General features: G+C 67.4%; 16 protein-coding genes. 9 read left to right on the top strand and 7 right to left on the bottom strand.

What is annotated here, in order from left to right; translation table 11 throughout:
* Positions 1 to 110: 110 nt before the first annotated feature.
* The 3 genes from AC2FAN_RS13175 to mscL form a co-directional block, all read right to left on the bottom strand.
* Positions 111 to 1,175: an AbrB family transcriptional regulator gene (locus AC2FAN_RS13175; protein WP_485174516.1), complete on the bottom strand. Its 1,065-nt coding sequence runs from the start codon at positions 1,173 to 1,175 to the stop codon at positions 111 to 113.
* A gap of 119 nt (positions 1,176 to 1,294) precedes the next feature.
* Positions 1,295 to 2,488 carry a pyridoxal phosphate-dependent aminotransferase gene (locus AC2FAN_RS13170; RefSeq protein ID WP_485174514.1) on the bottom strand — a complete coding sequence of 398 codons (1,194 nt, stop codon included), beginning with the start codon at positions 2,486 to 2,488 and terminating at the stop codon, positions 1,295 to 1,297.
* Positions 2,489 to 2,610: 122 nt separating this feature from the next.
* A complete protein-coding gene (gene mscL / locus AC2FAN_RS13165; protein ID WP_265052353.1) occupies positions 2,611 to 3,030 on the bottom strand; it encodes a large conductance mechanosensitive channel protein MscL in 420 nt (139 codons plus the stop codon).
* Between the two features lie 280 nt (positions 3,031 to 3,310).
* On the opposite strand from mscL, the gene AC2FAN_RS13160 reads away from it, so the two are divergent.
* The gene (locus AC2FAN_RS13160) at positions 3,311 to 6,883 is read left to right on the top strand and encodes a PAS domain-containing hybrid sensor histidine kinase/response regulator (RefSeq protein WP_485174512.1); all 3,573 of its coding nucleotides are present in this window, start codon (positions 3,311 to 3,313) and stop codon (positions 6,881 to 6,883) included.
* Positions 6,884 to 6,889: 6 nt separating this feature from the next.
* On the opposite strand, the gene AC2FAN_RS13155 is transcribed toward AC2FAN_RS13160, so the two are convergent.
* Positions 6,890 to 7,450, bottom strand: a complete 561-nt coding sequence (locus tag AC2FAN_RS13155) for a thioesterase family protein (protein WP_485174510.1) — start codon at positions 7,448 to 7,450, stop codon at positions 6,890 to 6,892.
* 120 nt (positions 7,451 to 7,570) lie between these two features.
* Between AC2FAN_RS13155 and AC2FAN_RS13150 the strand changes: the two genes are divergently transcribed.
* From AC2FAN_RS13150 to AC2FAN_RS13135, 4 genes are all read left to right on the top strand, one after another.
* Positions 7,571 to 8,083: a tyrosine phosphatase family protein gene (locus tag AC2FAN_RS13150; RefSeq protein ID WP_265052349.1), complete on the top strand. Its 513-nt coding sequence runs from the start codon at positions 7,571 to 7,573 to the stop codon at positions 8,081 to 8,083.
* A gap of 148 nt (positions 8,084 to 8,231) precedes the next feature.
* A complete protein-coding gene (locus AC2FAN_RS13145; RefSeq protein ID WP_173049670.1) occupies positions 8,232 to 8,696 on the top strand; it encodes an Lrp/AsnC family transcriptional regulator in 465 nt (154 codons plus the stop codon).
* Between the two features lie 287 nt (positions 8,697 to 8,983).
* The gene (locus AC2FAN_RS13140) at positions 8,984 to 9,253 is read left to right on the top strand and encodes an exodeoxyribonuclease VII small subunit (protein WP_476805126.1); all 270 of its coding nucleotides are present in this window, start codon (positions 8,984 to 8,986) and stop codon (positions 9,251 to 9,253) included.
* Between the two features lie 128 nt (positions 9,254 to 9,381).
* Positions 9,382 to 10,302, top strand: coding sequence for a pirin family protein (locus AC2FAN_RS13135; protein WP_476805125.1), 921 nt, complete (start codon positions 9,382 to 9,384; stop codon positions 10,300 to 10,302).
* A gap of 206 nt (positions 10,303 to 10,508) precedes the next feature.
* Here AC2FAN_RS13135 and AC2FAN_RS13130 read toward each other — a convergent pair whose 3' ends face one another.
* Positions 10,509 to 11,738 (bottom strand): MFS transporter, encoded by a 1,230-nt coding sequence (locus AC2FAN_RS13130; protein ID WP_485174508.1) that lies wholly within the window; start codon positions 11,736 to 11,738, stop codon positions 10,509 to 10,511.
* A gap of 180 nt (positions 11,739 to 11,918) precedes the next feature.
* On the opposite strand from AC2FAN_RS13130, the gene dxs reads away from it, so the two are divergent.
* Both dxs and AC2FAN_RS13120 read left to right on the top strand, forming a co-directional pair.
* Entirely contained in the window at positions 11,919 to 13,829 is a 1,911-nt protein-coding gene (gene dxs, locus AC2FAN_RS13125; RefSeq protein WP_485174506.1) for a 1-deoxy-D-xylulose-5-phosphate synthase, read from the top strand.
* A 197-nt stretch (positions 13,830 to 14,026) separates the two neighbouring features.
* The gene (locus AC2FAN_RS13120) at positions 14,027 to 14,755 is read left to right on the top strand and encodes a TlyA family RNA methyltransferase (protein WP_485174504.1); all 729 of its coding nucleotides are present in this window, start codon (positions 14,027 to 14,029) and stop codon (positions 14,753 to 14,755) included.
* Here the strand turns inward: AC2FAN_RS13120 and AC2FAN_RS13115 are convergent, their stop codons facing one another.
* Complete coding sequence (locus tag AC2FAN_RS13115; RefSeq protein ID WP_485174502.1) at positions 14,756 to 15,256, bottom strand: hypothetical protein; 501 nt, start codon at positions 15,254 to 15,256, stop codon at positions 14,756 to 14,758.
* An 87-nt stretch (positions 15,257 to 15,343) separates the two neighbouring features.
* Between AC2FAN_RS13115 and AC2FAN_RS13110 the strand changes: the two genes are divergently transcribed.
* Together AC2FAN_RS13110 and AC2FAN_RS13105 are read left to right on the top strand one after the other, a co-directional pair.
* On the top strand, positions 15,344 to 16,111 hold the full coding sequence (locus AC2FAN_RS13110) for an SOS response-associated peptidase (protein ID WP_485174500.1): 768 nt from the start codon (positions 15,344 to 15,346) through the stop codon (positions 16,109 to 16,111).
* A 49-nt stretch (positions 16,112 to 16,160) separates the two neighbouring features.
* Positions 16,161 to 17,759, top strand: coding sequence for a gamma-glutamyltransferase family protein (locus AC2FAN_RS13105; protein WP_485174498.1), 1,599 nt, complete (start codon positions 16,161 to 16,163; stop codon positions 17,757 to 17,759).
* A gap of 202 nt (positions 17,760 to 17,961) precedes the next feature.
* Here the strand turns inward: AC2FAN_RS13105 and AC2FAN_RS13100 are convergent, their stop codons facing one another.
* Positions 17,962 to 18,738 (bottom strand): ABC transporter permease, encoded by a 777-nt coding sequence (locus AC2FAN_RS13100; protein WP_265052340.1) that lies wholly within the window; start codon positions 18,736 to 18,738, stop codon positions 17,962 to 17,964.
* Between the last annotated feature and the right edge of the window lie 71 nt (positions 18,739 to 18,809).

The following is an 18,809-nucleotide window of genomic DNA, read 5'->3' as shown; positions in this document are numbered from 1 at the left end:
GCAAGTCGACGGCCATGACTTAACAGGAGCGAGTGAATTCGGATTTGCACCGAACTCGCAATGAAGGAGATGAAGTATAATGGATTGTTAAGCTTACCCGGCGCGGACCGTCAGCGCGGCGGCGCGCTCTTGATGCGGGTCAGGACCAGCGGCATCGCCAGCCCGATGATGACGAAGCGAACGAGATGGTGGGCGCCGACATAGAGCGTGTCGAGGCTCATGGCGAAGGCGAGCATCGCCATCGCCTCCAGCCCGCCCGGCGCGAAGGCCGCCATGCCGCTGGCATAGGAGACGCCCGCGAGCCAGGCCGCCGGCCAGGCGAAGAGGAAGGCGACGCCGATCGAGACCGCAAAGCCGCCGATGGCGAGCGGAAACAGACCCCTGAGCTCGTTGCGCGGGATATGGGCGATGCGCCCGCCCATGGTCGAGCCGAGCAGGACCTGCACGGCGATCTGGATCGGCATGGGCAGCGAGCCCTCGACCATCCCGCTGCCATGCAGGAAGGAGCTGGCGAAGGTCGCGCCGAACATCAGCGGCGCGGCCATGCCGAGGCGCTCGAAGACGAGGCCAAGCGCGAGCCCTGCTATCGTTACGCCGAGCATGGTCGAGGCGCCGACCGACAGGACATCGGGAACCGGCATCCCAGCCGATGCGCCAGTGAGCTGCATCACGCTGGGCAGCAGCGCCACCAGCACGAGCAGGCGGAAGAGCTGGACGACCGAGATGCGGCCGATATTCGCGCCCTTCGCCTGTGCGACGGCAAGTACGGTCGAGAGAGCGCCGGGCGCGGCGGCCAGCAGCGCGTCGATCCAGGGCCAGCGCGCGACATGGCGCAGATAGGCGCCGGTCGCGAACATGATCGCGGCGACACCGAGCAGGAGGATCGCGAGCGAGGCCGGATAGCGCGCCGCAGCGGCCAGGGCATCCGGGGTGGCAGCGGAGCCGAGGATCGTGCCGGAGAGCACCATGGTCGCATCGAACCAGGGACGCCGCAGCGTCGGCAGCGGGCGCAGCAGCGCCACGATCGCGCTCAGCAGCATCGAGCCCGAGAGCCACGCGGCGGGCATGCCCAGCAGCGCGAAAGCGCCTCCTCCCGCCGCGGCCAGCGCTATGACCAGGATCTCCCGCCAGAGGATCGTCAGCCGGGTCGATGGGTAGCCGAACGGTTTCATCATGCTCCGGGCGCGCCGGAGGAAGGCGGCGCCCGCCGTTCATGGCGGCGGGCTCCCCAGTGGTCAACCGGTCAGGAGCGTCTCTGGAACAGAGCCGCCCTGTGCCTGCGGCAGGGGTCGTGTCAGGCTGCCGTCAGCGCCTTCTGCAGGCGTGCGACAGCCTCGACCAGATCGGACGACTTGCGCGCGAAGCACAGGCGCAGGCCGGTCTCACCACCGGGGCCAAAGGCCGTGCCCGGCGCAAGCCCGACATTGGCGGTGTCGACCAGATCGAGCGCGAGCTTGCGGGAATCCTCGCGACCATCGACCGAGAAGAACTGGTAGAAGGCGCCGACGGGCGCAGAGAGGGTGACCCGGTTCGTGGCCTTCAGGCCCTCGAAGATGATACGGCGGCCTTCCGCGGCGCGCGCGATCTGCTCGGCGACGAAGCCCTCGCCCTCGTCGAGCGCAGCCACGGCGCCGCGCTGCACGAAAACCGGCGAGCCGGAGGTCGAGTACTGGATCAGGTTCTCGATGACCTGGCCGAAAGCTTCCGGCGCTTCGATCCAGCCAATGCGCCAGCCGGTCATCGCCCAGTTCTTGGAGAAGGTCTGGACGAAGACGACACGGTCCTCGGCATCCATGATATCGTGGAAGGACGATGCACGCTCCGAACCGTCATAGACGAAGCGGCCATAGATTTCGTCGGCAACGATCCACAGGCCGTGCTTGCGCGAGAGCGCGAGCAGCGCCTCCTGCTCGGCCCGTGTCGCGGTCCAGCCGGTCGGGTTGGAGGGCGAGTTGATCAGGATGCCGCGCGTCTTCGGCGTGATCGCGGCGGCGAGCTTGTCGAGATCGAGCGTGAAGCGGCCCTGGGCGTAGTCCATCGGCACGCAGACGGCGAGCGCGCCGGCGACGGAGACCGCTGCGCCGAAATTGGGCCAGGCCGGCGTCGGAATGATGAGCTCGTCGCCGGGGCCGGCGATCATGCGGACCGCGATCTGGACCGACTGCATGCCCGAGCCGGTGACGAAGAAGCGCTCCGGCGAGAAGCTTTGGCCGTAGAGGCGCTCATGATAGCGCGCCAGCGCCTCGCGCAGCTCGGGAATGCCGCGCTGCCAGGTGTAGAAGGTCTCGCCCGCCGCCAGCGAGCGCGCCGCCGTCTCGCTGATGAAGGACGGAGTGGGCAGATCGCCCTCCCCGACCCAGAGCGGGATCAGGCCCGGCCGCAGCCGGCCGTAGTTCATGACCTCGACGATCCCGCTTTCCGGCGCGTTGCGCGCTTCGGGCCGAAGCTCGGCGACCAGGGTGCTGCCGGGCAGGACGGTGGTGTTCATGGGGCTTCGACCTCGCGAAATTCGATGCCCTCCTTTAGCCGATCGCGGCGCCGGCTGGCATGAAATCGCGAGATCAGGTCAATCGGCGCCGGTGATGAATCAGCGCCTCCCAACCACCCGCCTCAGACGGCCTTCTGCTTCAGGAGATCGCGAATCTCGGTCAGGAGTGCGACATCGGCGGGGGTTGCCGCGGGCGTCGCCGGCGCCGCTTCCGCCTTGCGCTTGAGCTGGTTGATGCCCTTGACCACGAGGAAGAGGACGAAGGCGATGATCACGAAGTTGATCGCGACCGTGACGAAGTTGCCGTAGGCCAGCACGGCGCCCTGCTTCTTCGCTTCGTCGAGCACAGGGGCCGTGACGGCACGGTTGAGGCCGAAGAAGTAGTTCGAGAAATCGACGCCGCCGAGAGCGCCGATGAACGGCATGATGATATCCTGGACGAGGGAGTCTACGATCCTGCCGAAGGATGCGCCGATGACCACGCCGATGGCGAGATCCATGACATTGCCCTTCAGTGCGAATTCCTTGAATTCCTTCAGCATGCTGTACCCCTAAGCTAGTCGACGAGCTTCCCCATCAGCCGATATCGGACGCTAGACCAACCCGCTGGACCAGGGAAAGCCTGAATACCCGCGAAAACAGCGTCGATTGCGGCTTTTGCGACAAAGAGCTGGGGATGACTTGCGCCAATGTCTTATGGCGGGGGCCGGAGGCGTCCGATAAAATGTCACAAAGCTCGAAGCGGAAGCTTATTTCGAAGCGAAGGTTCATGGCGCCCGAACTCCGGCCCTTCTCGCGCATCCCAGCGCCACGGATCGCACCATGATTCCCACGTGGTCCGTCATCCTGGTCGCGCTGGCCTATCTGTGCGGGCTGTTCGCCGTCGCCCATATCGCCGACACCTCCGGCCGCAAGCTGATGACCGGCCGGGCGCGCACCACGATCTATGCGCTGGCGCTCGGCGTCTACTGCACGTCCTGGACCTTCTACGGCTCGGTCGGCTTCGCCAATCGCGCCGGCTTCGACTTCCTCGGCATCTATGTCGGGCCGATCCTCGTCATCGGCCTCGGTCATCGCTTCGTCGGGCGCATCGTCAGCATCGCCAAGTCGCAGAACATCACCTCGATCGCCGATTTCGTCGGCGCGCGCTACGGCAAGAGCGAGCGCGTGGCGGCGCTGGTCTGCATCGTCGCCGTGATCGGCGCGCTGCCCTACATCGCATTGCAGTTGAAGGCCGTCGCCAATTCGCTGTCGGTCTTCCTCACCGCGACGGGCGGCCACATGCTGATGCCGGGTGTTCCGCTGCTGAGCGACCTGCCGTTTCTGGTGGCGATCGTGCTCGCCGGCTTCGCCTGCGCTTTCGGCACGCGCCATATCGACGCCACCGAGCACCAGGACGGGCTCGTGCTCGCGATCGCGGTCGAATCGCTGATCAAGCTCGTCGCCTTCCTCGTGCTCGGCTTCTTCATCGTCTACGGGCTGTTCGGCGGGCCGGGCGACCTGCTCTCCCAGGCCGCCAAGCCGCCGTCCGGCATGCCGCCGATCTGGGAGCGGACATCGAGCTGGCCGAACTTCCTGACTCTGACCCTGCTGTCGAGCTGTGCGGCGCTGCTGCTGGCGCGCCAGTTCCACATGACGATCGTCGAGAACCGCGATGTCCGCGACGTGCGGCGGGCGGCCTGGATGTTCCCGCTCTATCTCGTTCTGATCAACCTGTTCGTGCTGCCGCTGGCGGCGGCCGGCGAGATCCTCATCCCCGGCAGCGGCATCGACCGCGACATGACCGTGCTGCTGCTGCCGCTGCAGCGCGAAGCCGGGGTGATCGCGCTCCTCGTCTTCGTCGGTGGGCTCTCGGCGGCGACGGCGATGGTGATCGTCGCCTCCGTCGCGCTCGCGATCATGATCTCGAACCATATCGTCATGCCCCTGCTGCTGCGCGGGCGGCGCACGCTGAGCGATCCCAGCCGTGCGGGCCGGCGGTTCAACCGCAGCAGCGACGGAAACGGCAGCACCGGCGGCGATCTCGGCTCCCAGGTCGTGATCATCCGCCGCCTCGGCATCTTCCTCGTGATCCTGCTCGGCTATGTCTATTACCGTGCCTCGGGCGAGGCGGCGCTGGTCTCGATCGGCCTGCTGTCCTTCGCGGCGACGGCGCAGATCGCACCGGCCTTCTTCGGGGGGTTGCTCTGGCGACGGGGGACTGCGCTCGGCGCCGTGGCGGGGCTGACGATCGGCACGCTGGTCTGGGCCTATACGCTGCTGATGCCGAGCCTCGCTTTGCCCGGCGGCTGGTGGAGCGAGATCATCGCGAACGGCCCGTTCGGCGCCGAAAGCCTGAGGCCCGAAGCGCTGTTCGGCCTGGATTGGCCGGCGCTGCCGCATGGCGTGTTCTGGAGCCTCGGGCTCAACGTCCTCGCCTATATCGGCTTCTCATTGCTGAGGCCCGCCAATGCGATGGAGCGCCTGCAGGCGAACGCCTTCGTCGAATCCCAGCCGGCGACCATGGCGCAGTCCTTCTCGCTCTGGCGGACCAGCGTCACCGAGGGCGAGCTGCAGTCGACCATTGCGCGCTATCTCGGCCAGGAGCGCACCGAGCGCGCCTTCGACGGGTTCAATACCGGCCGCGGCGAAACCACCGAACCCGGCCGCGACGCCGATATCCACCTGCTGCGCTTCGGCGAGCATCTGCTCTCCTCGGCGATCGGCGCGGCCTCCTCGCGCCTCGTGCTCTCGCTGCTGCTGAAGCGCCGCAACCTCTCGACCGAGGCCGCCTTCAAGCTGCTCGACGACGCCTCGGCCGCGCTCCAGTACAATCGCGACATCCTGCAGCACGGCCTCGACCATGCCGGCCAGGGCATCACGGTGCTCGACCGCGATCTGAGGCTGCTCGCCTGGAACCAGGCCTTCATCCAGCTCTACGACCTGCCGCCCTCGCTGGTGCGTTTCGGCACGGGTCTCGACGAGATCGTGCGCTTCAACGCGGCGCGCGGCGCCTATGGCGACGGCGCGCAGGACGATCTGATGGCAGCGCGGCTGGAGAGCTTCGTCAACGACCGCGAGCCGGTCCGCCTCAAGCTCTTTCCCTCGAAGAAGGTGATCGAGGTCCGCACCAACGCGCTGCCCGATGGCGGCTTCGTCACGACCTATACCGACATCACCGAGACCGTCGCCGGCGAGGAGGAACTCGAACGCGCCAATGAGAGCCTCGAAAAGCGCGTCGCGGAACGCACCGAGGAGCTGCTGCACGTCAATGCCGAGCTGCAGCGCGCCAAGGCCGAGGCGGAAGCCGCAAACGCCTCGAAGACGCGCTTCCTCGCGGCCGCCAGCCACGACATCCTGCAGCCGCTCAATGCCGCGCGCCTCTATGCGACGTCTCTGGTCGAGCGCGACCGCACCGCCGGCCAGCCCGATCTCGCCGAGAACATCGACGCCTCGCTCGACGCCGTCGAGGAAATCCTGACCGCGCTGCTCGAGATCTCGCGCCTCGACGGCGGAGCGCTCAAGCCGGAACTGTCCTCCTTCCGGCTCGACGAGCTGATGCGCCAGCTCCAGCGCGAGTTCGAGCCCAGCGCCCAGGAGAAGGGGCTCAAGCTCGTCTTCATGCCGACCAGCCTGACGCTGCGCTCGGATCGGCGCCTGCTGCGCCGGCTGCTGCAGAACCTGATCTCGAACGCGATCAAGTACACGCCGAACGGCAAGGTGCTGATCGGCTGCCGCCGACGGGGCAATCAGGTCGCCGTCGAGGTCATCGATACCGGTCTCGGCATTCCCCAAAGCAAGCAGAAGACGGTGTTCCGCGAGTTCCAGCGGCTCGACCAGGGCGCCAAGGTGGCGCGCGGGCTCGGACTCGGGCTTTCCATCGTCCAGCGCATCGCGCGTGCGCTCGACCATGGGCTGACGCTCGATTCGGCGCCGGGGCGCGGCTCGCGCTTCTCGGTGCTGGTGCCGCGCGCCGCGCCGCTGCCGGCGATGGCGACCGGCGCCGCTCCGCGCAATGCCCCGGCCGGGCAGCTCGCCGGGATGCGGCTGCTCGTCATCGACAACGAGCCCGCCATTCTCGACGGCATGAAGCGCCTGCTCGAAGGCTGGGGCTGCCAGGTCACGATCGCGCCGGGGCTGGACGAGGCGCTGCCGCATGTCGGGAGCAAGGGCGAGGCCGACGTGCTGATCGCCGACTATCATCTCGACCACGGCAACGGGCTGACAGCCATCACCGCCCTGCGCGCACGGGCCCGGACGCCGATGCCGGCGATCCTGCTCACCGCCGACCGGACGCCGCATGTCCGCGAAGCCGCGAGCGCGCTCGATGTCTATCTGCTCAACAAGCCGCTGAAGCCTGCGGCGCTGCGCGCCCTGCTGGCGCAATGGCGCGCGACAAGGCTGGCGGCCGAATAACCGGGTTCAGACTGCCGTCGAGGCGGCGCTGCGCATCGCTTCTTCGGAGGCAATGAAAGCCACCACTTCCGGGCTCGGCTCGGGGCTTGTCGCGGCGACGCCGATCTCGCCCAGGATTCGGGCCACCGGGACATAAGCGCGGGCACGCTTGTCGTAGAGCGCCGCCCGGACCAGCGCGACCGCCGCGACGATCTCCCTGCCGTCGCTCCCATGCATCAGCATACGATGCTGCATCACGAGCCAGTTCTCGCTCCAGCACAGGATCCTGGTTTCCAGCCGGAACGGCCGGAACAGGCGCATCTCGCGCCGGAAGCGGATGGTGCCGGCATTGACGACGGGCAGCCAGCCATGGCGCAGCACCGCCCGCCACAGCCCGCTGCGCAGCATCAGATCAAGCCGGCCGAGATCCATCAGCGACCAGTAGCGGCCATTGTTCATGTGCAGGCTGGTGTCGAGATCGTGGAACCAGACCCGGAAGGGCAGGATGGAGGCTTGCCGCGGCAGCGCGAGCTTTGGCCGGAAGCGCGTCGTCAGCAGGAGCCAGATCAGCCGGAACCAGAGATTCATGGGGAGCGCCGCCAGGACAGGTCGATGGGTTGCGGCTTCCATGTCATGGAGACGTCGGCGCTGTCGATCATGCTATCGTCTGTCCCATCGTTTCCAGCCGCGGAACCCGGAGCCGGCCTCTTGCCCAGCCTTCATGTTTCCCCGCTATCCAGGCTCAGCGAGACCGTCGCCGCCGTCCGCGCCCGCCATCTCGTGACCCTGATCAATGTCGGCTCCGTCGTCGAGCGCCCTGCCGGCATCGCGGAGAGCCGCCATCTCTTTCTCGGCATGTCCGACATCAACCAGCCCCTGGACGGCCATGTCCTCGCCGGCCAGGACCATATCGGGCGCTTCCTCGCCTTCGTGCGGAATTGGGACCGTGAGGCGCCGATGGTGATCCATTGTTGGGCAGGCATCAGCCGCTCCACCGCCGCCGCCTATATCGCGGCCTGCGCCATCAGCCCCGAGCGCGACGAGGAGGAGGTTGCCGACGCATTGCGGACCGCCGCCCCTTCGGCGACGCCTAATGTCAGGCTTGTCGCTCTCGCCGATGCAACGCTTGGCCGCGATGGCCGGATGATCCGCGCGATCGAGCGAATCGGACGCGGCGCCGATGCGTTCGAGGGCACGCCTTTCGCGATGCCGCTGACCTGAACGGGCCGTTCGGCCTGCGCATATTCCTGCAACGCCACGCCACGCTTGCTGCGGATAGAAGCGCGTCGGCTCGATATCGGCGCAGAAGATTGCTTGCATCGCGTGAATTTTGCGACGATGCATCACGCGGGAGGTTTCTACCGTGACCATGACGATCGAGCTCGATTCACGCGACCGCTCCATCCTGCGGATTCTCCAGCAGGATGGCCGCATCACCAATTCCGACCTCGCCGAGAAGGTGCATCTCTCGCCCTCGGCCTGCCTGCGGCGCGTGCGACAGCTCGAGGAAAGTGGCCTCATCCGCGGCTATGCGATGATGCTCGACGACAAGATCGCGGGCTTCCCCGGCACGGCCTTCGTCTTCGTCACGCTCGACCAGCAGGGCCGCGCCTCGCTGGAGAGCTTCGAGCAGGCCGTGCAGAGCCTGCCGGAAATCCTGGAATGCCATCTGCTTGCCGGCGCGCACGACTATCTGATGCGCGTGATCTATCGCGACAGCGCCGATTTCGAGCGCATCCACACCGACATCATCACGCAGCTGCCGGGCGTCACCCGCGTGCAGTCGACGCTGACGCTGCGCACGATCAAGAAGACGTCCGCGCTGCCGGTCTGAATCCGGCGGCTATTGTAAATTCGCGTTTCCAAGAACCACCCGGTCATTCCGAGGCTTCGCGTCAGCGAAGAGCCCGGAACCCATGAACACCGGCTGGACGGGTAAGCTCGCCGATCGACAGCACCATCTGATCTGCCGTCGTGTTCATGGCTTCCGGGCTCGGGCCTGCGGCCCGCCCCGGAATGACGGCCTGGTTCCGTGTCAAACCGACGGTCGCTCGATCCATTCCCGGGTTGCGGCGGAGCGCGCTCCGGCCGATAAGCTTGCCGCAAAGAGGAATCGGGTCCGTGAGCCAAGACAAAACGCAAGACAACTCCAATGCCGATGTCGCGGCCCTGCCCTTCGAGGCTGCGATGAAGGAGCTCGAAGGCATCGTTGCGCGGCTGGAGCGCGGCGACGTGCCGCTCGAGGAATCGATCGCGATCTACACGCGCGGCGAGGCGCTGAAGGCGCGTTGCGACGCGCTGCTGAAGCAGGCCGAAGCCCGTATCGAGCGCATCACGCTCGGCGCCGACGGCAAGCCGACGGGCACCACGCCGCTCGACGTCGACAACTAAACGCGGCCCGAGGCGCGGCTTCCACGCGGGCGCCTCGATATTGCGCGCCCGCCAACGGCCAGTTGCACCTGCCGGCTTGCCCGGCGGCCCGAACGGGATCAGGCTTCGGCCTGACCAAGGAGGCCGCCATGTCGCAACTGCCCGCCGATGATCCGATCCTGGGCGATGCCCGCTCCTGCGAGGCGATCGAAAAGGTGATCGTGCCACGCACGCATGATCTCGGCGGCTTCCAGGTCCGGCGCGCCTTGCCGGCGATCGGCCAGCGCATGGTCGGCCCGTTCATCTTCTTCGACCAGATGGGGCCGGCCGAATTCCATCTCGGCGAGGGGCTCGACGTTCGTCCGCACCCGCATATCGGGCTCTCGACCGTCACCTATCTCTTCGACGGCGAGATCATGCATCGCGACTCGCTCGGCACGGCGCTCGCCATCAAGCCCGGCGCGGTCAACCTGATGACGGCCGGGCGCGGCATCGTCCATTCCGAGCGTACCGGAATGGAAGCCCGAGCCACCGGCCCGAAGCTCTACGGCATCCAGGCTTGGCTCGCCTTGCCGAAGACGCATGAGGAGGTCGCGCCGGAATTCGTGCATCACGGCGCGCCCGAACTGCCGAGGATCGTCGAAGGCGGAAAGCGGATCAGCCTGATCATGGGCTCGGCCTATGGCCAGACCTCGCCGGTGAAGTTTCCCTGGGACGCGCTCTATGCCGAGGCCGTGCTGTCGCCGGGCGCGATCCTGCCGCTCGACCCCGACTATGACGAGCGCGCGATCTACATCGTCTCGGGCAAGGTCGACATCGCCGGCGAGGAATTCGGCGCCGGCCAGCTCCTCGTCTTCAAGCCGGGCGACCGCATCTCGATCCTCGCCATCGACCAGAGCCGGGTGATGATCGTCGGCGGCGAGCCGATGGACGGGCCGCGCCATATCTGGTGGAACTTCGTCTCCTCATCGAAGGAGCGCATCGAGCAGGCCAAGGATGAGTGGAAAACCGGCCGCTTCGATACCGTCCCCGGCGACGAGAGCGAATTCATCCCGCTGCCCGAGGGCTGAAGCGGTCGGCCTTTGACACCAACCGATGGCTTATGCGCCGTCATTCCGGGGCGATCCGAAGGATCGAGCCCGGAACCCAGAACCGATGCCGCTTCGAAGAAGGACGCGGTGGGGCCATCGCTCGAACTCATAGCCGCATCGGTTCTGGGTTCCGGGCTCAGCCCTGCGGCCTGCCCCGGAATGACGGCAGAGGATGCGCCACAGGCTCAGGCCGCCTCGGAAATGTCCCGTAGGCGCGGGACCCGCGAAAAGCCGATCACGAGCAATTGGATCAGGAAACCTGCGGTCGCCAGGGCAAGACAGGCCGAGATGCCGAGATGCGCCGCCACGGAGGCGCCAATCGCGGCGCCCACCGGCCGCGCGCCAAAGGTCGCCGTCATGATCAGGGCCGACACGCGGCCGAGCATCGCGTTGGGGGTCACCGCCTGCCGCAATGTCATCGTCGAGATCGTCCAGATGATCGGCCCGACGCCGAACAGGAAGAAGCTCGCGCCGACCAGATAAACCGACGGAACCCAGAGCGTCGCGAGCATCACGCCGGCCGCGCAGAGGCCGGCGAATGGTCCGAGCAGGATCAGCGTCCCGAAGGAAACCTGCCGTGCGATGGCGGGCGCGAGGACGGCGCCGACGATCATGCCCGCGCCGTAGATGCCGAGCGTCACGCCAACCTGGGTCGCGCTGAGGCCGAGATTCTGAATGGCATAGGCGACATAGACCGCCTGGAAGATGAACCAGGAGATATTGAAGAAGACCGCCGTCATCAGGATCGGCCTGAGCAGGTCGTGGCCGGCGACGAAACGCGCGCCCTCCTTCAGATCATCAAGCAGATCGCGCCGCGGGCCGGACGGCACTTCATCCTTCGGCAGGCCGGCCAGCAGGAGCGCGGCGAGGATCGAGAGCCCGGCGGCGAGGCCATAGGCCGTCGATACGCCGATCCAGCCGACAAGCGCCCCGCCGAGCGCCGGTCCGCCAGCATAGGCGGCGCTGCGCGCCAGCTCCAGCCAGCGATTGGCGTCGGCAAGCCCCGCGCGCGGCACCACCGAGGGAACGAAGGCCGGCGCCGCCACGCTGTAGCAGACCGTGCCGACGGCGCCGAGCGCACCGAGCACGGCGAGCCAGGTCAGGTTGAGGCCGCCCGCGGCAAGCAGCAGCGGGATCGCCAGCAGCGAAACCGCACGCAACGCTTCCGTGCCGACCATGAGGCGACGCCGGGAGGCGCGATCGACCATCAGCCCGACGGGAATGGACAGCAGGAGAAAGGGCAAGGTCTGGGCCGTCTGCAGCCAGCCTGTCTCGGCCGGCCCGGCCGCGAGCAGGAGAACCGCGGCCAGAGGTGCCGCGGCCAGCGCTATCTGCTCCGAGAACTGTGCGAAGAGATTGGACCAGCCGATGCGTCTGAATGCCGCCGGCAGCGGTGTGGTATCGGTCGGTTGCATCGAACGGTGTCCTCGAAAGCGGTGTGCGGACACTGAAACGCCTTGCCGGCACCGGAACCACCCGTTTCGTGGGAAGAGGAGACCCCCTTCGGGAATCGAAGCGGAATCCCACCCCCCGTTTGCCAGCGCGCCGCGCAGGCTCTATTTCCAGATCGTCTCAGCGAAGGATCAGACACCCTCGTGCCCCGCCCCGCCACGCCGCTCCTCGACACGATCCATGACTCCGCCGATCTGCGGGCGCTCGACGATGCACAGCTTCGACAGGTCGCCGACGAGCTGCGGCTGGAGACGATCGACGCCGTTTCCGTGACGGGCGGGCATCTCGGCGCGGGGCTCGGCGTGGTCGAACTGACCGTCGCGCTGCACCATGTCTTCGACACGCCGCGCGACCGGCTGATCTGGGATGTCGGCCACCAGGCCTATCCGCACAAGATCCTGACCGGGCGGCGCGAGCGCATCCGCACGCTGCGCCAGCCGGGCGGGCTCTCCGGCTTCACCAAGCGCTCCGAGAGCGCCTACGACCCGTTCGGCGCCGCCCATTCCTCGACCTCGATCTCGGCCGGGCTCGGCATGGCCGTGGGACGCGATCTCAAGGGCGAGGGCAACAATGTCATCGCCGTGATCGGCGACGGCGCGATGTCGGCAGGCATGGCCTATGAGGCGATGAACAATGCCGGCGCGCTCGGCTCGCGCCTGATCGTCATCCTCAACGACAACGACATGTCGATCGCGCCGCCGGTCGGCGCGATGTCGGCTTATCTCGCGCGGCTCGTCTCGGGCCGGACCTATCGCTCGCTGCGCGAGGTCGCCAAGCAGCTCGCCGAGAGGCTGCCGCGCTTCTTCCACGACAAGGCCAGGCGCACCGAAGAATATGCCCGCGGTTTCTGGACGGGCGGGACGATGTTCGAGGAGCTCGGCTTCTACTATGTCGGGCCGATCGACGGGCATAATCTCGACCATCTGCTGCCGGTGCTGCGCAATGTCCGCGACGCCGGCAACGGGCCGATCCTCGTCCATGTCGTGACGCAGAAGGGCAAGGGCTACGCCCCGGCCGAGGCCAGCGCCGACAAGTATCACGGCGTCGTCAAGTTCGACCCCGTCACCGGCCTGCAGGCCAAGGCCCCGGCGAATGCGCCGAGCTATACCGGCGTCTTCGCCAATGCCCTGATGAAGGAGGCGCGGGAGGACGACAAGATCGTCGCCGTCACCGCCGCCATGCCGTCCGGCACCGGGCTCGATGCCTTCGGCAAGGAATTTCCCGGCCGCACCTTCGATGTCGGCATCGCCGAGCAGCACGCGGTGACCTTCGCGGCCGGGCTCGCCACCGAAGGCTACAAGCCCTTCGTCGCGATCTACTCGACCTTCATGCAGCGCGCCTACGACCAGATCGTCCATGACGTGGCGATCCAGAAGCTGCCGGTGCGCTTCGCGCTCGACCGGGCCGGGCTCGTCGGCGCCGATGGCGCGACCCATGCCGGCTCTTTCGACGTCGCCTATCTCGCCTGCCTGCCCGACATGGTGGTGATGGCCGCGGCCGACGAGGCGGAGCTGACCCATATGGTCGCGACCGCCGCAGCCTACGACGAAGGGCCGATCGCCTTCCGCTATCCGCGCGGCGAGGGCGTCGGCGTCGAAATTCCCGACGTCGGCATGCCCCTGGAGATCGGCAAGGGCCGCATCGTGCGGGAGGGAACGCGGATCGCGCTGCTGTCGCTGGGCACGCGCCTTGCCGAAGCGTTGAAGGCGGCCGATCTGCTGGCGCAACGCGGGCTTTCGACCACGGTCGCGGATGCGCGCTTCGCCAAGCCGCTCGACGAGTCGCTGATCCTCAAGCTTGCCCGCGAGCACGAGATCCTGATCACGATCGAGGAAGGCTCGGTCGGCGGCTTCGGCAGCCATGTGCTGCATCTGCTCGCCCGCAACGGCGCGCTCGATACCGGCTTGAAGGTGCGGACGCTGACGCTGCCGGACGTCTTCCAGGACCATGACAAGCCCGACACGATGTATGCCGCCGCTGGGCTCGACGCCGGCGGCATCGTCGCGGCCGTCGATGGCGCGCTCGGAGCGCCAAGCGTCGTCAAGCGCGCCTGATTCAGGCCGACAGCCATGGCAGTGGTCTCGCCCCCTTCAGCCCTCATCCTGAGGAGCGATCCGGAGGATCGCGTCTCGAAGGATGCTCCAGGAAACTCCGGAACCATCTGGAGCATCCTTCGAGACGCCATTTCTGGCGAAATGGCTCCTCAGGATGAGGGCTGGAGAGAAAGCCGCGCCGGCGCGGGCGGATCGCGATGAAGAGCCGTGCGGACCAGTTGCTCGTCGAGCGCGGCTTCTTCGAGAGCCGGGCGCGGGCGCAGGCTGCGATCGCGGCCGGGCTGGTCAGCGCCAATGGTCAGCCGGTGCGCAAGGCTTCGGAGATGGTGGCGCGGGATGCCGCGCTGACGGCCGAGGCGCCGCATCCTTACGTCTCGCGCGGCGGCCTGAAGCTCGCCGGCGCGCTCGATGCCTTCGGCTTCGATCCGGCCGGGCAGGTCTGCCTGGATGTCGGGTCGTCGACCGGCGGCTTCACCGATCTGCTGCTGAAGCGCGGCGCACGCCATGTCGTGGCCGTCGATGTCGGGCGCGACCAGCTCCACGCCTCGCTGCGCGCCGATCCGCGGGTGACCAGTCTCGAAGGTCAGGACATTCGCACGCTGGCGCCGGAGGCACTGCCGGAGCACCCAGCCCTCGCCGCCATCGATGTCAGCTTCATCTCGCTCAAGCTCGTTCTGCCGGCGGTTGCGGCCCTGCTCGCGCCGCAAGCCGGGATCGCGGCGCTGATCAAGCCGCAATTCGAGGCCGGACGGGCGGCGCTCAAGAAGGGCATCGTCCGGGACGAGGCGATTCAGCAGCAAGTCTGCGACGACATCGTCGCGCTGCTCGGCACGCTGGGCTTCACCGTCGAAGGACCGATCCCCTCCCCGATCGAAGGCGGCGACGGCAATCGCGAGTTTCTCGTCGGAGCGCGGCGCAAGCCCTGATCAACGCGCGAGCAGCGCGTCGATCTCCTCCTGCAGGGCGGCGTCCTCGAAGATGGCAATGTCGATCATGCCGTTGGCGTTGATGAACTGCGTCGCGCGGCCGATCTGCCGGCGCAGGGCCTCGCCGGCCACCTCGATGATCATCGGCAACTCCGGCGGCTGCGGCTTTTCGGTCAGAAGCGCGCACACTGTCCGCACCAGCCGGGTCATCGACAGGCAGATATCCTCGAAAGCCCTTGCCCGGACGGGATCGACCCGGTCATAGGCCGCGAGCGCCGAGGCCGCACAGCGCAGCTGAGAGGAGCGGAAATGCTCGCGATAGCTGATGCTGTGCCAGGCGTGGAGATCGGCGAGGACGGTGTCATCCAGCGCCGCCATCTCGATGAGCATCAGGGCTTCGCTGTAGCGGTTGAGGAAATCGGTCGACAGACGGGGTGCGTCGACGCTTCCGGCCCGGTTTGCCGGCGCATCGACCGGCACATTCGTCGCGATGGCGCTCATCTTCTGCCCCGAATCGGGGCGACTATGTTTGGCCAACCGGAAAGAAAGTGTTGATCTGACCGCCTCGTCTCGCCGTAAACAGCCGGCATGTGCGGACGCTATGCGATCACCCTGCCCCCTGAAGCTATGCGCGAGGCCTTCGGCTATCGCGAGCAGCCGAATTTCCCGCCGCGCTACAATATCGCACCGACGCAGCCGATTCCTGTCGTGCTGCCACATGACGGGGCGCGGCGCTTCCTGCTGATGCGCTGGGGCTTCATCCCAGGCTGGGTCCGGGACGCCAAGGATTTCCCGCTCGTCATCAATGTGCGCAGCGAGAGCGCAGCCGAGAAGCCCTCCTTCCGCAACGCGCTGACGCGCAGGCGTTGCCTGCTGCCGGCCGATGCCTTCTATGAATGGCGGCGCAGCGGCTCCGGCCGCCAGGCGCAGAACGAGGCCTTCCTGTTCCGCCGGCCGGATCGCGGCTTCTTCGCCTTCGCCGCGCTATGGGAGACCTGGAATTCGCCGGATGGTTCCGAGATCGACACGGTGGCGATGATGACCGGACCCGCCAATGGACTGATGGCACCGATCCATCACCGCAGCCCGATCATCCTGGACCCTGATGACCATGACGCCTGGCTCGATCCTCAGAGCACCCCGCAGCAGACGGCCCGGTTGCTGAAGCCGCCGCCGGACGATCTTCTGGAGGCCATCGCCATCGGCAGCACCGTCAACAAGGTCGCCAACGACGCGCCGGAGGTACAGCTGCCTCTCGCCGACCTGCCTCGACCCGAACCGAGCGAAGAGCCGAAGCGTCATGCGCGCAAAGCGGCCCGGCCTCCCGCCGATGATGGGCAGGGCAGCCTGTTCTAAGGCCGGAATCATGCTCTGATCGTCACAGAAGACGACGAGGAGACGAAGCATGCACGGCCGCCGCCCCACCATGACCTCCCGCCACGGCATGGTCGCCGCGGCCCATCCACTGGCGGCACAGGCCGGCGCGCGCGTCCTGGCGCAGGGCGGCAACGCCTTCGATGCCGCCGCCGCGACCGCCGCCGCACTCAACGTCGTCGAACCCTTCATGTCGGGCCTCGCCGGGATGGGCTTCGCGACGATGTGGGTCGCGGCCGAGCAGCGCGTGCGCGTGCTCGATTTCGTGCCGCCGGTGCCTGCGAGCTTCCCGGCCGGGCGCTTCAGCAAGCGCACGGACCTCGAGCGCGGCGCGCTCGCCGTCGCCTCCCCCGGCAATCTCGCCGGCTGGTGCGAGCTCGTGAAGAGCTATGGCCGCAAGTCGCTGCCTGATGTCTTCGCGCCGGCGATCGCTCTGGCGCGGGACGGTTTCGCGCTGGCCGAGTTCGGCGCCGCGGAGTTCGAGGAGAACGACCCGCTGCTGAAGACCTATCCCGCTCTCTATCCAGCCTGGTCCGCGAACTATCAGCCCGGCGGCGAGACGCTGCATCTCGGCTCGCTGCTGGTCCAGTCCGATCTTGCCAGGACGTTGAGCGAGATCGCCGAGAAGGGACCCGATCATTTCTACCGCGGCGCGCTGGGTGAGCGCGTCGTCGCGCATCTGCAGGCGCTCGGCGGCTCGCTGACCATGGCCGACCTCGCTGCGGTGAAGACGGTCTGGCGCGAGCCGCTGGCGGCTTCCTATCGCGGGCTTTCCGTGCATGTGCCGCCGCCGTCCTGCGAGGGCTTCCAGTTCCTGCTGACGCTGCGCCTCCTCGACGGGCTCGATCTCGCGGCCCTGCCGAAGGATGGGCCCGATCATCTCGACCTCGTCTACCGCGCGATCCGCCTCGCCGCCGGTGAGCGCATCGCCCACAACAATCCGAGCCCGGAGAAGCTTGCCGAGATGCTGTCCGACGCCTCAGTCGAGCAGTTGCGCAAGCGTCTCACAGACGGCAGGCCGGTGACCGGGCCGACCGAGCAGTGGACACCGCAGGAGAACGAGGATCCGGCGCACACGACCTCGTTCTCGATCGCCGACAGCGAGGGCAACCTGATCTGCATCACGCAGAGCCTCGGCAGCCCTTTCGGCAGCGGCGTGGTCGTGCCGGGCACTGGCCTGTGCCTCAACAACTTCCTCTACTGGGCGGATGTGCAGCCGCACAGCCCAAACCGCTCCAAGCCCGGCGACGCGCTGCCGATGTGCATGTCTCCGTCCATCTCGACCCAGGACGGCAAGCCGGTGCTCGCGCTCGGCACGCCCGGCAGCTACGGCATCATGCAGACGCAGGCGCAGGCCATGGTGCAACATCTCGCCTTCGGCCTGCCGCTGCAGGACGCGATAGAGGCGCCCCGTGCCCGGCTCTGGGATGGGCGCCTCGTCGAGATCGAGAACCGGATCGCGCCCGAGACCATCGCCGAGCTCGTCCGGCGCGGGCACGACGCCAGGGCTTTCGATGTCGGCTGGACGATGCGCTGCGGCGGCATGCAGGCGGTTGCGGTCGATCCGGCGACCGGCATCTTCACCGGGGCCGCCGATCCGCGCCGCGACGGCTACGTCGCGACGCCGTAGGGCATTTTGCGGGGAATCTCCCCGTCATTCCAGGGCGATCCGAAGGATCGAGCCCGGAACCCAGAACCGATGCCGCTCATCGAGAAGATGTAGACGACCAGCCCGCGTTACGATGGCGTGCATCGGTTCTGGGTTCGGGCTCATGGCTTCGCCATGCCACGAAATGACGGGGCGGCTCCAAGGGCAGCCCAGCCGGGAAATCTCAGGCGACGATCTCGCCGCGGAAGGCCCAGCGGGTCATCCGCCGCTCGACCAGGGCGCAGAGCGCATAGAGCGCCATGCCCATGATGGCGATGGAGAACAGGCCGGCGAAGGTCGTCGGCGCGTCGTTGCGCGCCCCGGCCGAGAGCATCAGGAAGCCGATGCCGCGATTGCCGCCGACCGTCTCGGACAGCACCGAGCCGACGAAGGCGAGCGTCACCGCGACCTTCAGGCTGGCAAAGAGATAGGGCATGGCGCGGGGAACGCCGACCTTGGTCAGGATCTGCCATTGGCTCGCGCCGAGCGAGCGCATCACGTCGCGCATCTCGGGCTCGATGGTGGCGAGCCCCGTGGCGACGTTCACGACGATGGGGAAGAAGGAGATGACGAAGGCGGTGATCACCGCCGGCAAGGCGCCGACGCCGACCCAGATCATCAGGATCGGTACGATGGCCACCTTCGGGATCGCGTTGAAGGCGATCAGCAGCGGATAGAGACCCGAATAGACGAAGGGCGAGGCGCCGATGGCGAGGCCGAGCAGCAGGCCGAAACCGATCGCCAGCGCGAAGCCGATCAGGGTGGTCCAGAGCGTCTCCAGGCAGAAGCGCAGCAGGATGTCCCAGCGCAGGATCATCGTCTCGATGATCCGCGTGGGGCGCGGCGCCAGAATCTCCGGCACATCGAAGACGATGCAGGCCAGCTCCCAGATCAGCAGCAGGCCGATCATGGCGAGCCAGGGCATTGCGACCAGCAGCAGGCGCCTTTGCGTCTCGGTCATCGGACTACTCCGTCATTCCGGGACATGCCGCAGGCATGAGCCCGGAACCCATGAACACCGTGGAAGCCGGA

This window comes from Allobosea sp. RIT-PG3_2 (assembly GCF_057321085.1).
The sequence above is the reverse complement of the archived record's forward strand: the minus strand, read 5'-3'. Positions and strand labels throughout refer to the sequence as shown.

Excerpts from the sequence above, each read along its gene's own strand:
- AC2FAN_RS13175 (WP_485174516.1), bottom strand. The coding sequence starts at position 1,175 with ATGATGAAACCGTTCGGCTACCCATCGACCCGGCTGACGATCCTCTGG.
- AC2FAN_RS13170 (WP_485174514.1), bottom strand. The coding sequence starts at position 2,488 with ATGAACACCACCGTCCTGCCCGGCAGCACCCTGGTCGCCGAGCTTCGG.
- mscL (WP_265052353.1), bottom strand. The coding sequence starts at position 3,030 with ATGCTGAAGGAATTCAAGGAATTCGCACTGAAGGGCAATGTCATGGAT.
- AC2FAN_RS13160 (WP_485174512.1), top strand. The coding sequence starts at position 3,311 with ATGATTCCCACGTGGTCCGTCATCCTGGTCGCGCTGGCCTATCTGTGC.
- AC2FAN_RS13155 (WP_485174510.1), bottom strand. The coding sequence starts at position 7,450 with ATGAATCTCTGGTTCCGGCTGATCTGGCTCCTGCTGACGACGCGCTTC.
- AC2FAN_RS13145 (WP_173049670.1), top strand. The coding sequence starts at position 8,232 with ATGACGATCGAGCTCGATTCACGCGACCGCTCCATCCTGCGGATTCTC.
- AC2FAN_RS13135 (WP_476805125.1), top strand. The coding sequence starts at position 9,382 with ATGTCGCAACTGCCCGCCGATGATCCGATCCTGGGCGATGCCCGCTCC.
- AC2FAN_RS13130 (WP_485174508.1), bottom strand. The coding sequence starts at position 11,738 with ATGCAACCGACCGATACCACACCGCTGCCGGCGGCATTCAGACGCATC.
- AC2FAN_RS13120 (WP_485174504.1), top strand. The coding sequence starts at position 14,027 with ATGAAGAGCCGTGCGGACCAGTTGCTCGTCGAGCGCGGCTTCTTCGAG.
- AC2FAN_RS13115 (WP_485174502.1), bottom strand. The coding sequence starts at position 15,256 with ATGAGCGCCATCGCGACGAATGTGCCGGTCGATGCGCCGGCAAACCGG.
- AC2FAN_RS13110 (WP_485174500.1), top strand. The coding sequence starts at position 15,344 with ATGTGCGGACGCTATGCGATCACCCTGCCCCCTGAAGCTATGCGCGAG.
- AC2FAN_RS13105 (WP_485174498.1), top strand. The coding sequence starts at position 16,161 with ATGCACGGCCGCCGCCCCACCATGACCTCCCGCCACGGCATGGTCGCC.
- AC2FAN_RS13100 (WP_265052340.1), bottom strand. The coding sequence starts at position 18,738 with ATGACCGAGACGCAAAGGCGCCTGCTGCTGGTCGCAATGCCCTGGCTC.